The following is a 14,067-nucleotide window of genomic DNA, read 5'->3' as shown; positions in this document are numbered from 1 at the left end:
GTCAAGACTGGCTCGCCAACCGTGCCCGGTATTCGCCCGGTGTGGTGTCGAACCAGCGGCGAAAGGCCCGGAAAAAATTGCTCGGGTCGGCAAACCCCAGCAGATAGGCGATTTCCAGCAGCGTCATGCCTGGCTGCGCCAGGTACTGCTCGGCCAGTTCGCGGCGGGTGTCTTCGAGCAGGCTCTGGAAACTCGTGCCTTCCTCCTGCAAGCGCCGCTGCAAGGTGCGCTGTGACAGGTGCAGCGTCTGCGCCACCACGTCTCGCTTGGGCTCGCCCTGGGGCAACAGTCGGCACAACGCTTGTCGCGCCTTGTGGGTCACGCGGCTTTCCGAAAAGCGCGCGAGATACTCCCCGGCAAACCGGTCGTGAAGCTGCGCCATGGCTTCGTTGGCCGTCGGCAGCGGCGCCTCCATGTCGGCCCGTTCAAAAATCAGTGCGTCATAAGGTGCGCCGAACACCAACGGCGCGCAGAAAGCTCGCTGATAAGGCGCCAGGTCCAAGGGCTCGGCGCCTTGGCACAGCACTTTCACCGGGTGCAGGGCGCGCCCGGTCAGCCAACTGCATAGCGCCAACGCACAGGCCAGGGACGCTTCGGCACTTTGGCGAGTGGGGGGCAGATGGTCCCCATGCACCGTCAGGATCAGCCCGTAGCCTTCTTCCAACCGACGAAAACTCAATTCGGCGCTTTCGGCAATGATCCGCTGGTATCGCACCAGCCGTTGAAAGCCCTCTGCCAGGGTGCGACTGGACATCAAGGCGTAGCCAACCACATGGAACGAGGCCGGGCGCACCACTTTGCCCATGTTCAAGCCAATGGCCGGGTTACCCGACAACTCCACCGCCCGTTGCCAGAGCCGCGTCATCGAATCCTGGGGGAAACGTGCATCCGGATCGTCCAGCGCATCAAAGTCCAGCCCCAGTTGCTGGAACAGCACCCGACAATCCAGGCCGTCCATTTCCAACGCTTTGACAATCCCCATCGCCCAGCTTGAAGAAGTCGTTCGTTCGCTCATGACGTTTTACTTGCATGACGAGCCGCAGGGTACGGCTGGATTTGCGAAGGATACTAAAGTGGCGCCCATTGTCACTGGCTGTTGCAGGTGATAGCTCTAGACTTCAAGCATCAGAACAATAACCACAGAGCTAGCCGTCGTGGAAAACGCCAAACGATTCAATACGTTCGCTGAGTTCTACCCCTATTACCTCGGCGAACACAGCAACAGCACCTGCCGCCGATTGCATTTCATCGGCACCTCCCTGGTCATCCTGATTTTCGTCATGGCCCTCGTCGTGGGTAGCGGGTGGCTGTGGCTCGCCCTGCCCGTGGCCGGCTACGGCTTTGCCTGGGTCGGGCACTTCTTCTTCGAAAAGAACCGTCCCGCCACCTTCCAGCACCCGTTCTACAGCCTGCTCGGCGATTTCGTCATGTACCGCGACATGCTGCTGGGCAAGGTTGCGTTCTAGTCAAAGGACTGCCCATGAACACCCATGCACGCTTTACCCACATGCAGGACGGCACCCAGGAAGACTGGGCGCTCATCGCGGCCGATTTCAGCGCCTACGCACGGCAATTGCCGAGCCGGATCCTGACCCACTTGAAACTGCTGGACGGCGATTTCGGCGGGTTCCCGGTGGATCGCCTCACCCACTCCCTGCAAACCGCCACCCGTGCCTACCGTGACGGGCAGGACGAGGAATACGTAGTCTGCGCCCTGCTCCACGATATCGGTGACACCCTAGGCTCGTATAACCACCCGGACATCGCAGCGGCGATCCTCAAGCCCTTCGTCAGCGCCGAAAACCTGTGGATGGTGGAAAAACACGGGATTTTCCAGGGCTATTACTTCTTCCATCACCTGGGCATGGACCGGCACCTGCGCGAGCAGTTTTTCGATCATCCGCAGTACCAGGCGACAATCGACTTTTGTGCGAAATATGACGCGGCGGCGTTCGACCCCGAGTACGACACCCTGCCGTTGAGTTTCTTCGAGCCGATGCTGGAAAGGCTGTTTGCCGCGCCGAAGCAATCGATCTACAAGGCGGCGATGGCTGACAAACCGGCCTGACAGACACAGCAAAACCCTGTGGCGAGGGGATTTATCCCCGCTGGGCTGCGCAGCAGCCCCAAGAAAATTTGCTTCAGCGCGATCAACCTGGCACACCAATAGGGGGCTGCTTCGCAGCCCAGCGGGGATAAATCCCCTCGCCACAAGGTGTAAGGCTCAAGCAGGTTCGGCGACTTTCAGTGCCTTCAACTGCGCCTCCCGCGCCTGGGCCTCCGCCAACCGATACAACTCGATCGACCCGTCCCAGTGCTCGATCAGCGCCGTGCAGGATTCGACCCAGTCGCCACAATTGAGGTACTCCACCTCACCCACTTTGCGCATCTCGGCATGGTGGATATGCCCACAGACCACACCATGCAGTTCGCGCTTCACACACTCGTGGGCGATGGCTTCCTCAAAGTCACTGATGAAGCTGACGGCGGTCTTGACCTTGTGCTTGAGGTACGCCGACAGCGACCAGTAACCGTAGCCGTAACGGGCGCGCCAATGGTTGAGCCAGCGGTTCAGCGTGAGGGTGAACTCGTAGGCCGAATCCCCGAGGAACGCCAGCCAACGGTGGTAACGGGTGATGACATCGAACTGATCGCCATGGATCACCAACAGGTGCCGACCATCGGCCGTGACGTGCACCGCTTCGTCCACCAACTGGATATTGCCCAGGATCAGCTTCGAATAGCGCCGCAGGAATTCGTCATGGTTGCCGGTGACGTAGATCACCTCGGTGCCGCGCTTGCTCATGGTCAGCAAGCGGCGAATGACGTTGGTGTGGGCCTGGGGCCAATACATGCCACCGCGCAGTTTCCAGCCATCGATGATGTCACCCACCAGGTAGATCTTGTCGGCGTGGTAGCCCTTGAGAAACTGCGACAGGTGCTCGGCCTGGCAATCCCGGGTACCCAGGTGCACATCGGAAATCCACAGGGTGCGAACACGCTGTTTGCGGCTGGGTTTGGCGAGCTCGGCGCTGGTCATTGGGCAACCCTCTGATCGTTTTTGCCACTGTGCACGCCAGCGGTTAATGGCCCATGACAAACACAAGTCCATTGCATGACAGCGCCGGGCGTGGCGCCCTCGGTGTATGCTGGCGGCCTGACACGGGAGACCGCGATGAGACCGATCCTCACACTACGCCACTACAGCCACGACTTGATCGCCCACAGCCATGACCATGCCCAACTGGTGTTCGGGTTGTCTGGCGCGCTGGATTTCGAGGTCGAAGGGCATGGCAGCCAGGTGGTGCAACAAAGCTTCGTGGTGGTACCGGCCGGCGCGCATCACGGCTGCGGCAGCCCCCACGGCAGCCGCTGCCTGGTGTTGGATGTGCCCAGTGATGATTGGGTCGGGCAATGCCTGGGGGATCACGCCGACGCCAGCCGCCGCTTGCTCGACGATACCGCTCGCCTGCCCCTGGATGCGGGGCAAAGCCAGTTGGTCAGTTGGTTGGCGGGCAGCCCGGTGGACGATCCGGTGATCGCCCAGCAAGGCGCGGTGCTGCTGCTGGCGAGCCTCAATAACGCTCGCCAGGCAACCCTCGGCGGCCGGCGCCTGCCCTACGCCGCACTCAATGCCCACATCGACCAGAACGCCGCTTATCCGCTGCAAGTGGCGGACCTGGCGCGAATCGCCGGCCTCTCCAGTGCCCGCCTGCACGCACGCTTCGTCGCCGAGTGCGGGCAAACCCCGATGGATTACATCCGCAGCCGCCGCTTGCACAAGGCCGTGGCGTTGTTGCGTGATTCGCAGTTGCCCATCGGCGAGATTGCCCACCGGGTCGGCTACAGCTCCCAAAGTGCCTTCGCCGCGGCGGTACTGCGCGAATTCGGCGTCTCGCCGGGCACGTTGCGGCGTCAGCGCTAGCTTCGCGCTAAAAGTCGCTAGGATCGCGACAGACGCCAGCACCTCCCCAACGCTTAAATTCCCTGCAGGAGCCCCGTAGGAGCTGTGTAGGAGCTGACGAGTGAAACGAGGCTGCGATCTTTTGATCTTTTGATCTTTCGCTTGCGATTCAAGTGTCTGGGGAAAGATCGCAGCCTCGTTGCACTCGTCAGCTCCTACAGTCAGCTCCTACAGGGGATTGATGTTTGTCCGTCGGTTTTGGCTTATCTGTTGAAAGGATTGAAATGACACCTCGTACCGCCCTCGGCGCCCTGCACATCGGCGCACTCATGTTTGGCCTCACCGGTGTCTTCGGCAAACTCGCCGCAGCCTCGCCAGCGGTCATTGTGTTCGGGCGCGCCGTCTTCGCCGTGCTCGCCCTGGCGATGTTTGCCCGGTTCGCCAGTAGCAGTCGCTGGCAGAAGCTGCGGGCACAGGATGGCCGGCGATTGTTGCTTGGGGGGCTGTTGCTGGCCGGGCATTGGGTGAGTTTCTTCATCGCCGTGAAGGTTGCCGGCGTGGCGATCGCCACGCTGGGGTTCACCAGTTTTCCGGCCTTCACGGTGTTGCTTGAAGGGCTGATCTTCCGCGAGCGGATTCGCGCCAATGAAATCTGGCTGGTGGTGTTGGTGAGCGTCGGCCTGGTACTGGTCACACCGAACTTCGACCTGGCCAGCGGTGCCACCACCGGTTTGCTGTGGGCCATGGGCTCGGGGCTGCTGTTCTCCCTGTTGTCATTGACCAACCGTGCCGGCTCGGCGCACGTGCCGCCGGTGCAGGCCGCACTGTGCCAGAACGTGGTGGTCGGGTTGTGCCTGCTGCCGATGGCCGCGCCACAATTGAGCGACGTTCGCCCCATCGACTGGTTATGGATCGGCTTGCTCGGCGTGTTCTGCACCGGCCTGGCCCACAGCCTGTTCGTCGCCAGCCTGGCGGTGATCAAGGCGCGTACGGCGGCAGTGGTGTTCGCCATGGAGCCGGTCTACGGCATCGCCATGGCCTGGTGGCTATTCGATGAGAGCCCGACACTGCGCATGCTGCTGGGCGGCGTAGTGATCATCGCGGCCATCGTGATCTCAAGCCAACAGGGCGGTTCGAAGAAACCGGAGGTTGGCGCCCAAGCCGCGTCTCACTGAACCCGATCGTTGTGGCCCAGGTCCCGCTCCGGGTCGATCCGGTCGCGGACCCGCTGCTTGAGCACCTTGGCCTCGGGAAACCCGCCGTCGGCCTTGCGCTCCCAGATCTGCGTGCCGTCGCAACTGATGTGGAACACACCACCGGTGCCCGGCACCAGGGACACTTTGCCCAGGTCGTCGCCGAAGGTGCTGAGCAGTTCCTGGGCCAGCCAGGCAGCGCGCAACAGCCATTGGCACTGGGTGCAATACGTGATGACGACTTCCGGTTTATGTTCGGTCATTGCGGGTGGACTCCTGGGTTCGAAGGCGTCGTTATAATACCCGCCTTTGACACCCGCCCCGAGATTGACGATGCGCCGCCTGCTGCCGCTCCTGCTTCTGTTGCTGTTGCCCCTGCTCGGCCATGCCAACGAGCCCGCCGTCGAAACGCCACGCCCAAAAATCGGCCTGGTGCTGTCCGGCGGCGCCGCACGAGGGCTGGCCCACATCGGCGTGCTCAAGGCCCTGGAAGAGCAAGGCATCAAGATCGACGCCATCGCCGGCACCAGCATGGGCGCGGTGATCGGCGGGCTGTATGCCTCGGGCTACAAGATCGACGAACTGGAAAAACTCGCCCTGGGCATCGACTGGCAACAGGCCTTGTCCGATGCGCCACCCCGCAAGGACGTGCCATTCCGGCGCAAGCAGGATGACCGCGACTTCCTGGTCAAACAGAAACTGAGCTTTCGCGACGACGGCAGCCTCGGCCTGCCCTTGGGGGTCATCCAGGGCCAGAACCTGGCCCTGCTGCTCGAAAGCCTGCTGGCCCACGCCAGCGACACGCGGGACTTCGACAAACTGCCGATCCCGTTTCGCGCAGTCGCCACCGACATCGCCACGGGTGAAAAAGTCGTATTCCGCAAAGGCCACCTGCCCAAGGTCATTCGCGCCAGCATGTCGATCCCGGCGGTATTCGCCCCGGTGGAGCTGGACGGCCGGCTGCTGGTGGACGGCGGCATGGCCGACAACATCCCGCTGGATGTGGCCCGGGAAATGGGCGTGGACGTGGCTATCGTGGTCGACATCGGTACACCGCTGCGCAACCGCAAGCAACTGGTCACAGTGGTCGACGTGCTGAACCAGTCGACCACCCTGATGACCCGGCGCAACTCTGAAGAGCAACTGGCCACCCTGAAAAAAGACGACGTGTTGATCCAGCCAGCGCTGGCGAGCTTCGGCTCCACCGATTTCGGCCGGGCCCAGGAGATGATCGACGCCGGCTACCGTGCCACGCGGATACTCCAGGCACGCCTGGCGCCTCTGCGTCCGCCCGAGGCGCCCGACGCCGAGCTCATGGCCGCGCGCACTCCCAGCGAACGCACGCCAGTCATCACCGCCATTCGCGTGGAGAACGACTCGAAAGTCGGTGACGACGTGATTCGCTATTACGTTCGCCAGCAGATCGGTGAGCCGCTGGACCTGGGCCGCCTGCAGACCGACATGGGCACGCTGTACGGCCTGGACTACTTCGAACAGGTGCAATACCGCGTGGTCCACAAGGGCCCGGACCACACACTGGTGATCAGCGCCCGAGGCCGGCGCACCGGCACCGACTACCTGCGGCTGGGGCTGAGCCTGTCGGACGACATGCGCGGCGACAGCGCTTTCAACCTGGGGGCCAGCTACCGGGTCAACGGCATCAATCGCCTCGGTGCCGAATGGCTGACCCGGGCGCAGATCGGCGACAAGCAGGAGTTGTACAGCGAGTTCTACCAGCCATTGGATGTCGGCTCGCGCTACTTCATCGCCCCCTACGGGCAATTCGAATCGCGCAACGTGGAGTCCATCCTGGACAACGATCCGGTAGCCCAGTATCGCGTCGAGCGTTATGGCTTCGGGCTGAACGTGGGCCGCCAGATCGGCAACAACGGCGAAATCCGCTTCGGTGTCGGCCAGGCCTGGGGCAAGGCGGATGTGCGTATTGGCGATCACGACCAGCCCAGCGAAAACTTCAATGAAGGTTTCTATGAGCTGAAGTATTCCTTCGACTCCTTCGACAACGTGTATTTCCCCCATGAAGGGGAAGACATCGGCCTGACCTGGCGCCAATACGAACCGGGGCTGGGTTCCGACCAGCGTTACCGCCAGTGGGAGTTCAAACTGGACAAAGCCCTGAGCAGCGGCCCGGACACCTTCATCCTGGGCGGGCGCTACGGCCGAACACTGGACACCGCAGAGGTCGTGACGTCCAGCTTTGTGCTCGGTGGCGCGCGGCAACTGTCGGGCTTTCGCGAAGACGGGGTCTCCGGGCAGAACATCAGCCTGATGCGTGCCGTGTATTACCGCCGCCTCACACCGCGGGCCTATCTGCCATTGGACTTGCCGCTGTACATCGGCGGCTCGCTGGAACGCGGCCGGGCCTGGAACAATGACAACGAATTCGACAGCGGCTACATCAACGCCGCCAGCATTTTCCTCGGTTTCGATACACCGCTGGGGCCACTGAATTTCAGCTATGGCTTTAACGACGATGATGAACAGGCGGTGTATCTGAACCTGGGGCAGACGTTTTGAGGGGTAGGCGTTTGCCTGGGAAAGATCGAGAGGCTGAACCGACGCCTTCGCGAGCAAGCCCGCTCCCACAGGAATTTGCGTGAACATCGAGCTTGCGACTGCCAGGGAACCCTTGTGGGAGCGGGCTTGCTCGCGAAGAGGCCAGTGGACTCAACATCCCATTTATAGCTTCATCGAATCCCTGCCAGCAGCACCCGGGCGGTCTGCTTGAGGGGTTCGTCACCCTCTTCGAGCAGTTCTTCAAGCAGAGAGACGGCTGTTTTCAGGTCTCCATCGTCGATGCAATTCTGTGCCTGTTCCAGCTTGAGCGAGTGTTCCGGGGCCTGAGGCTCGAGGGACAGGGTGTCCAGGGAAACAGGTTCAAGGGCCAGCGGCTCAAACTCCAGCGACTGTTCTTCGTCGGCAAAACTATCGAGGAAAGCATCGTCCAGCGACTCGGTTTCCAGAGGCGATTCCCATTGCAGGTCCGGTTCGTCGAAACCTGAAAGCGACAAGCCCTCGGCGGCATGGGGTGAACCAGCCTCGTCATCAGCAGTGTTGTCCTGGGCATCGGCGAGGTCCCAACTGGTTTCCATGGACAGTGCATCCAGGTCCAACTCGAACTCGTCACCAGGCACCGGCTCACGTTCAGGAACAGGTGTCGGTGCCAGAGCAGGTGCAAGAACCGGTACCTGAGGTTGTACCGATGCCACTGTCGGCGCGGCGATCATGGCAACCTTGGGGTAGCGCCCGCGGATCTCCTCCAATGTCCCGGCATCGATACCCTGTGCCAGTAGATGATGCTCCTGGGCCTGGAAACCGATGACATCGCCCTGCTTGCCCAGTACTTCCAGCAACTTGAGGCCCAGGTCGGTGCGTTCCGGCTCCGCCAGCAACGCGGCGCGCAACAGCCCTGCGGCCTCGGTGAAACGACCGTAGGTCAAGTAGATCCCGACACCCTCCAGCACATCACCCAGGGGCGTATCCCCGTTATTGAACGATGCCGCCGTCTCGGACGGCTCCGTATCGGGGATTGCTGCAAAGGTTTCGTCGCCCTGCTCCAGCATCGGCTCGGGACGCCCGGTCATCGGTTCCAGCTCGGCCTGCTGCTGCCGACGCCGAACGAACAGTAACAGCGCCAGCAACCCCAACAGGCCCACCAGCCCCGCCCCCCATGTCCAATTGATGCCCTCTGGCTCTGCTACCGGTTCTGTAGCGGGTTGCGCGTCCGACGCCGGTTCCGCTGCAGGAAGCGCCGGTTGCGGTTGTGTCGATTCAGCCGGGGCTGGCGCTACCTCAGCCAGCCGGGTCTGCAATTCACTGATCTGCTTGCGCTGGCCAGCGATTTGCTCGTCCTGGGCCTGGAGCCGCGCCTGCAGCTCCTCGATGGTCTTCTGTTGCTGCTGATTTTGCAGCACGCTGGCGGCCAATTGTTCATCGGACGCGGCGGGGGCCTGGCCGGCAGTGGTTGCAGCAGGCGTCGGCAGCACGGCCGAGTCGGGCAGCAACAAGCGCTGGCCGATGGAAAGCCGGTCACTGCCGGGGTTCAAGGCCTGGATTCCTTGCATCAGCTCATTGACCGACGCGTTGCTGCCGGCGTCATGCAGACGTTTGGCGATAATCCAGGGGTTGTCTCCCTGCACCACGGTGTAGCGCTTGCCCTGTACCGCCGGGGGCGGCTTGATGGACTGTGGGGCCGCGGAGGGTTCGTCACGGACTGGCACGATACCCGGCGTGCCCGGCGGGTCGATCAGCACGGTGTATTCGCGCAGCAGGCGCCCGTTGGGCTGATTGAGCTGCACCAGGAAATTGAGAAACGGCTCCTCCACCGGCTTGTTGGAGGTCACCCGAATGAAGCTACGATCACCGCGCAATACCGGCGTGAAGCGCAGGTTATTGAGAAAGAACACCCGCTCCACACCCGCACGACTGAAATCGTCCGGGCTCGCCAGGCTGGCCGACAGATCGCCCTCGCCGATCCCGGCCACATCGACCAGGGCGATATCGGCACGCAACGGCTGGTTCAAGGCGGAATGCAGCGTGATTTCGCCAAGCCCCAGCGCTGACGCCAAAGCCGGAAACCCCAGGGCACCCACGACGACCGACACGTTGACCCAACTGCGCAACGTGGACTGCAAACTTTCAAGCATGGGTATCCCTTTCGATTACCAAAACCAACCGCGGCGTAAACGCTTCAATAGGAACGCTTACTACTGGTTATAGTTCGCTAACCGGCGAATCTCAAAAGTCTGACGCCAGGGATATGCCTCAGGACTTTTCCAGGTTGGCCAGGATCGTGCCGTGAACCCGCATGCACACGCGCATGTCCGCCTCGTCGACACCTTCGAACAGCTCCCGACGCAATTGTGTGGCAATGGTTTCGATTTGTTCGATCAACGGTAGGGCCGGTGCGCAGAGCACGATTTTCTTGGCCCGGCGGTCCTCGGCCACGGCCTGGCGCTGCACCAGCCCCTGGGTTTCCAGGCTATCGAGCAACCGGGCCAGGGTCGGGCCTTCGACGGCGACACTCTGGGCCAGTTCACGCTGGGTCGGCGCCTGTTCGAAACGGGCCAGGTGCAACAGCACCAGCCAACGCGCCTGGGACAGGCCCAGCCCGGCCAGGCGACGATCCAGTTCGGCACGCCAGCCTCGAGACATCTGCGCCAACTGCATGCCAAAACGGTGTTGATCGGTTAACGGCATAAAAAAACTCATCAGATCTGAAATAGAGAAAAACTAATTATTAGTCAGCTAAGCATGAGCTTTGGATTCAAGCAAGTCTCGCCTTGTACTGAATCGTTAAAGGAACGCAACTCACTGATCAGACTTCAAATTCCGACTGCAACGCAGCCCTGACGCAGTACAGCACGCCTTCGGGAACTCGTCCGACAAACAGTGCGGCGACTTCAGACACTGGGGGTAACTCACCTTCGCCATCCAGGAACGCGTCCTGTACCTCGCCCATCAGTTCCTCAGGCAGATCCAGCGCCTGCTCCAGGGACAACTGCTGTTTGCCAATCGCCTCGGCCAGCATCGTGTAGACGTTCTTTTCCGAGCACTGCAATTGCCCGGCGATCTGCAACGGTGTCATGCCGGCCCGGGCCAGCGTGATGAGTTCGTGACGCACATCGGCCACCGCTTTCGGTGCCTCGGCCTCGCCACCCAGTACCTGGAGGAAGGCCTCGCCATACCGCTCCAGCTTGCGCGCGCCCACGCCACTGACCCGGGCCATTTCCTCCAGGGAGGTGGGCTGGCTGCGGAGCATTTCCAGCAGCGTCGAGTCGGGAAAGATGACGTACGGCGGGACACCGTGTTCCTCGGCCAGCTTGCGCCGCAAGGCCCGCAAGGCTTCCCATTGATCGCGCTCTTCGCCACGCACCAGTTGGCTGGCCTGGCTCTTGCTGCTCTTGACCGCCGTTGCCGGCTTGAGGTCGCGGCGCAGCTCGAGGGTAACCTCGCCTTTGAGCAACGGCCGGCACGTCGCACTCAGGCGCAGGCCGCCGTAGCCTTCCAGGTCGATGTCGGCCAGACCGCGGGCCACCAGTTGTCGGAACAATGAACGCCACTCGCTCTCGGTGCGCGCCTTGCCCACGCCGAACACCGACAGGTGCTGGTGACCAAAGTTGCGGACCTTCTCGTTGTCCTTGCCCAGCAACACGTCCACCAGATGCCCGACGCCATAGCGCTGGCCGGTACGGAAAATCGCCGACAAGGCCTGGCGGGCCGGTTCGGTGGCGTCCCAGGTTTCCACGCCATCGACACAGTTGTCGCAATGCCCGCAAGGCTGGGGCATGTCTTCGTCAAAATAGGCCAGCAAGGTCTGGCGACGGCAGCGGGTTTCTTCGCACAGCGAGAGCATCGCGTCGAGCTTGTGCTGCTCCAGGCGCTTGTGGCGCTCATCGCCTTCGGAGTTCTGCAGCATCTGCTTGAGCATCACCACGTCTTGCAGGCCGTAGGCCATCCAGGCGTCGGCCGGCAAGCCATCACGGCCGGCACGCCCGGTTTCCTGGTAGTACGCCTCGAGGGACTTGGGCAGGTCCAGGTGCGCGACAAAACGCACGTTGGGTTTGTCGATGCCCATACCGAACGCAATGGTGGCCACCATGATCAGACCTTCCTCGTTGAGGAAGCGCTTCTGGTGATAGGCCCGCAGGTCGTTGGGCAGCCCGGCGTGATACGGCAACGCCGGGAACCCCTGCTCACACAGAAACGCGGCCACTTCATCGACCTTCTTGCGTGACAGGCAATAGACAATGCCGGCATCGCTGCGGCGCTCGGCGAGAAACGCCAGCAACTGCTTGCGCGGCTGCTCCTTGGGCACGATGCGGTAGAAAATATTGGGGCGGTCGAAGCTGGACAGGAACCGCTCGGCATCCTGCAAGTGCAGGCGCTCGACGATTTCCTCGCGGGTGCGCTTGTCGGCGGTGGCGGTCAGGGCGATGCGCGGCACGTCGGGGAACAGTTCCGCCAACTGCCCCAGTTGCAGGTATTCGCGACGGAAATCATGACCCCATTGGGACACACAGTGGGCTTCGTCAATGGCGAACAGGGCGATGTCCAGGCTCTGCAGGAACGCTAGCATGCGCGGCTGCACCAGGCGTTCCGGGGCCAGGTACAACATTTTCACTTCGCCGCGCTTGATTCGCGTCGCCAGGTCCCGCTGCTGCTCGGCGCTGAGGGTGGAGTTCAGCGCAGCGGCGGCGACCCCCAGCTCTTCAAGGGTCGCGACCTGGTCGTCCATCAATGCGATCAGCGGCGATACCACCACCGCCAGGCCGTCGCGTAACAGCGCTGGAACCTGGAAGCACAAGGATTTGCCGCCGCCGGTGGGCATGAGCACCAGGGCATCGCCACCGCTGGCCACGCGCTCAATAATGGCACCCTGGCGGCCACGGAAACTGTCGTAGCCGAAGATGTCCTTGAGGACGCGTTGAGCCTGTTCGAGCATAAAAACTCCAAAAATCACCAAAACATCCCTGCAAGGCTGGTTCAGAATCACAAACGCTGCACCGGCAAATCGTAAGTGTGCGTTTCGAACCGGCGGGACGCCGCAGGGCATCACAAAACGCGGCAGTATACCCGAGGCCTTCGTTGCAAAGGGGGCTGCTGACAGGAGGTGCTTGGGACTGTGGGAGCAAGGCTTGCCCGCGATGGAAGCGACGCGGTCTCGCCTTCAGAAATCGAGGCGCTTGCTTCGCGAGCAAGCTTTGCTCCCACAACGGGGATAAATCCCCTCGCCACAGGGACCGCGTCCATCCCTGTTTTTTTCTCCATGCCCCTATTTCACCTCCTAGGGAGGGGCAAATACGCCACGCGGCTGGCCTGGGCGCTCAAGAAGGCCTAGAATTCCCGCATTGTTTATTCCCCAAGGTAGCCCGTAATGTCCTTCGCTGAGCAACTGACCCGCCTGCAAGTCTTCCTCGACGCCGATGAGCTGCACGAAGAGGCGCTGGACTACGTGGCCGCTCACGGCTATCTGACCGCCCTGTCCATCTGCGCAGAAACGGTGCCGGACCGTGAGTGGATCGACGCCCTGTTCGCCGAAGAGCCGCATTACAGCGACGAAGCCCAGCGTGCCGAGATCGAAGCCACGCTGATCGGCCTCAAGGCCCACATCGCCCGTCAACTGGCCTCCGACGAAGAATTCGAATTGCCGTGCGACCTGGACCTGGGTGATGACCCGGACGATTCGGAATTGCGTGGCTGGTGCATCGGCTTCATGGAAGGTGTGTTCCTGCGCGAAGCCGCCTGGTTCGAAACCGCCGAAGAGGAAGTCAGCGAAATGCTGCTGCCGATCATGGTCGGTTCCGGCCTGTTCGACGAGCAACCGGAGTTTTCCGACATCGCCGCCGACGCCAACCTGATGGACGACATGATCGTCCAGATCCCGGAAGCCCTCACCGCCCTGTACCTGCTGTGCAACGCACCGGACGAGAAACCGGCGATCCTCAAGCCTCGCCACCACTGAGTGACCGGGTGCCCTCGCCCGTTGGCAATCGCCCGCTGATCCTGCGTTACGTTCTGTTGGCCATTGGCTGGCTGAGCGTAGCGCTGGGCGTTATCGGCATCTTCGTACCCGTTCTGCCCACCACCCCTTTCCTGCTCCTGGCGGCAGCCTGTTTCGCCCGCAGCTCGCCGCGCTTCTACCAATGGCTGGTAGAACATCCCCGCCTCGGCCCGTGGATCCGCGACTACCTCAGCGGCAACGGCATCCCGCTCAAGGGCAAGGTCTATGCCATCGGGCTGATGTGGGCGAGCATCCTCTTTTCCTGCTACCTGGTGCCCCTACCGTGGGCCCGGGGGTTCATGCTCACCAGCGCGGTGCTGGTGACGGTTTATATCCTCAAGCAGAAAACATTGCGCAAACCCTGAGCATGAGTACGGCGCCTTCTCCTGTGGCGAGGGGATTTATCCCCGCTGGGTTGCGAAGCAACCCAAAACCAGGCGCCGCGCTGC

General features: G+C 62.1%; 13 protein-coding genes. 7 read left to right on the top strand and 6 right to left on the bottom strand.

Annotated features, from left to right (window positions below):
- Nucleotide 1: 1 nt before the first annotated feature.
- Complete coding sequence (locus AD662_RS08095; RefSeq protein ID WP_074849589.1) at nucleotides 2-1,015, bottom strand: AraC family transcriptional regulator; 1,014 nt, start codon at nucleotides 1,013-1,015, stop codon at nucleotides 2-4.
- Nucleotides 1,016-1,154: 139 nt separating this feature from the next.
- Between AD662_RS08095 and AD662_RS08090 the strand changes: the two genes are divergently transcribed.
- A complete protein-coding gene (locus AD662_RS08090) occupies nucleotides 1,155-1,466 on the top strand; it encodes an Mpo1-like protein (RefSeq protein ID WP_018614434.1) in 312 nt (103 codons plus the stop codon).
- 14 nt (nucleotides 1,467-1,480) lie between these two features.
- Nucleotides 1,481-2,068, top strand: coding sequence for an HD domain-containing protein (locus tag AD662_RS08085; protein ID WP_018614432.1), 588 nt, complete (start codon nucleotides 1,481-1,483; stop codon nucleotides 2,066-2,068).
- 156 nt (nucleotides 2,069-2,224) lie between these two features.
- Here the strand turns inward: AD662_RS08085 and AD662_RS08080 are convergent, their stop codons facing one another.
- Entirely contained in the window at nucleotides 2,225-3,040 is an 816-nt protein-coding gene (locus AD662_RS08080) for a UDP-2,3-diacylglucosamine diphosphatase (RefSeq protein ID WP_024619941.1), read from the bottom strand.
- Nucleotides 3,041-3,175: 135 nt separating this feature from the next.
- Between AD662_RS08080 and AD662_RS08075 the strand changes: the two genes are divergently transcribed.
- Together AD662_RS08075 and AD662_RS08070 are read left to right on the top strand one after the other, a co-directional pair.
- A complete protein-coding gene (locus AD662_RS08075) occupies nucleotides 3,176-3,925 on the top strand; it encodes a helix-turn-helix transcriptional regulator (protein WP_018614428.1) in 750 nt (249 codons plus the stop codon).
- 263 nt (nucleotides 3,926-4,188) lie between these two features.
- Nucleotides 4,189-5,079 (top strand): DMT family transporter, encoded by an 891-nt coding sequence (locus AD662_RS08070; protein ID WP_018614426.1) that lies wholly within the window; start codon nucleotides 4,189-4,191, stop codon nucleotides 5,077-5,079.
- On the opposite strand, the gene AD662_RS08065 is transcribed toward AD662_RS08070, so the two are convergent.
- Nucleotides 5,073-5,360: an Rdx family protein gene (locus AD662_RS08065; protein WP_003199006.1), complete on the bottom strand. Its 288-nt coding sequence runs from the start codon at nucleotides 5,358-5,360 to the stop codon at nucleotides 5,073-5,075. The two genes, AD662_RS08070 and AD662_RS08065, sit on opposite strands and share 7 nt — an antisense overlap.
- Nucleotides 5,361-5,430: 70 nt before the next feature.
- Here AD662_RS08065 and AD662_RS08060 point away from each other — a divergent pair, with 70 nt between their 5' ends.
- Nucleotides 5,431-7,632, top strand: a complete 2,202-nt coding sequence (locus AD662_RS08060; protein ID WP_018614424.1) for a patatin-like phospholipase family protein — start codon at nucleotides 5,431-5,433, stop codon at nucleotides 7,630-7,632.
- A gap of 170 nt (nucleotides 7,633-7,802) precedes the next feature.
- On the opposite strand, the gene AD662_RS08055 is transcribed toward AD662_RS08060, so the two are convergent.
- From AD662_RS08055 to recQ, 3 genes are all read right to left on the bottom strand, one after another.
- A complete protein-coding gene (locus AD662_RS08055; protein ID WP_053186510.1) occupies nucleotides 7,803-9,761 on the bottom strand; it encodes a FimV/HubP family polar landmark protein in 1,959 nt (652 codons plus the stop codon).
- Between the two features lie 118 nt (nucleotides 9,762-9,879).
- Nucleotides 9,880-10,314 (bottom strand): MarR family transcriptional regulator, encoded by a 435-nt coding sequence (locus AD662_RS08050; protein WP_003199001.1) that lies wholly within the window; start codon nucleotides 10,312-10,314, stop codon nucleotides 9,880-9,882.
- 118 nt (nucleotides 10,315-10,432) lie between these two features.
- Entirely contained in the window at nucleotides 10,433-12,559 is a 2,127-nt protein-coding gene (gene recQ, locus AD662_RS08045) for a DNA helicase RecQ (protein WP_018614419.1), read from the bottom strand.
- A gap of 432 nt (nucleotides 12,560-12,991) precedes the next feature.
- Here recQ and AD662_RS08040 point away from each other — a divergent pair, with 432 nt between their 5' ends.
- Together AD662_RS08040 and AD662_RS08035 are read left to right on the top strand one after the other, a co-directional pair.
- Nucleotides 12,992-13,579, top strand: coding sequence for a UPF0149 family protein (locus tag AD662_RS08040; RefSeq protein ID WP_053186506.1), 588 nt, complete (start codon nucleotides 12,992-12,994; stop codon nucleotides 13,577-13,579).
- Nucleotides 13,580-13,587: 8 nt separating this feature from the next.
- Nucleotides 13,588-13,983 (top strand): YbaN family protein, encoded by a 396-nt coding sequence (locus AD662_RS08035; protein ID WP_003198995.1) that lies wholly within the window; start codon nucleotides 13,588-13,590, stop codon nucleotides 13,981-13,983.
- The last annotated feature ends 84 nt before the right edge of the window (nucleotides 13,984-14,067 follow it).

Source organism: Pseudomonas kilonensis, from assembly GCF_001269885.1.
Classification (GTDB): Bacteria; Pseudomonadota; Gammaproteobacteria; order Pseudomonadales; family Pseudomonadaceae; genus Aquipseudomonas; species Aquipseudomonas kilonensis.
The sequence above is the reverse complement of the archived record's forward strand: the minus strand, read 5'-3'. Positions and strand labels throughout refer to the sequence as shown.

What these genes read in the sequence shown, in the direction of transcription:
- AD662_RS08095 (WP_074849589.1), bottom strand. Translation starts at nt 1,015, where the DNA reads ATGAGCGAACGAACGACTTCTTCAAGCTGGGCGATGGGGATTGTCAAA.
- AD662_RS08085 (WP_018614432.1), top strand. Translation starts at nt 1,481, where the DNA reads ATGAACACCCATGCACGCTTTACCCACATGCAGGACGGCACCCAGGAA.
- AD662_RS08080 (WP_024619941.1), bottom strand. Translation starts at nt 3,040, where the DNA reads ATGACCAGCGCCGAGCTCGCCAAACCCAGCCGCAAACAGCGTGTTCGC.
- AD662_RS08075 (WP_018614428.1), top strand. Translation starts at nt 3,176, where the DNA reads ATGAGACCGATCCTCACACTACGCCACTACAGCCACGACTTGATCGCC.
- AD662_RS08070 (WP_018614426.1), top strand. Translation starts at nt 4,189, where the DNA reads ATGACACCTCGTACCGCCCTCGGCGCCCTGCACATCGGCGCACTCATG.
- AD662_RS08065 (WP_003199006.1), bottom strand. Translation starts at nt 5,360, where the DNA reads ATGACCGAACATAAACCGGAAGTCGTCATCACGTATTGCACCCAGTGC.
- AD662_RS08060 (WP_018614424.1), top strand. Translation starts at nt 5,431, where the DNA reads ATGCGCCGCCTGCTGCCGCTCCTGCTTCTGTTGCTGTTGCCCCTGCTC.
- AD662_RS08055 (WP_053186510.1), bottom strand. Translation starts at nt 9,761, where the DNA reads ATGCTTGAAAGTTTGCAGTCCACGTTGCGCAGTTGGGTCAACGTGTCG.
- AD662_RS08050 (WP_003199001.1), bottom strand. Translation starts at nt 10,314, where the DNA reads ATGCCGTTAACCGATCAACACCGTTTTGGCATGCAGTTGGCGCAGATG.
- recQ (WP_018614419.1), bottom strand. Translation starts at nt 12,559, where the DNA reads ATGCTCGAACAGGCTCAACGCGTCCTCAAGGACATCTTCGGCTACGAC.
- AD662_RS08040 (WP_053186506.1), top strand. Translation starts at nt 12,992, where the DNA reads ATGTCCTTCGCTGAGCAACTGACCCGCCTGCAAGTCTTCCTCGACGCC.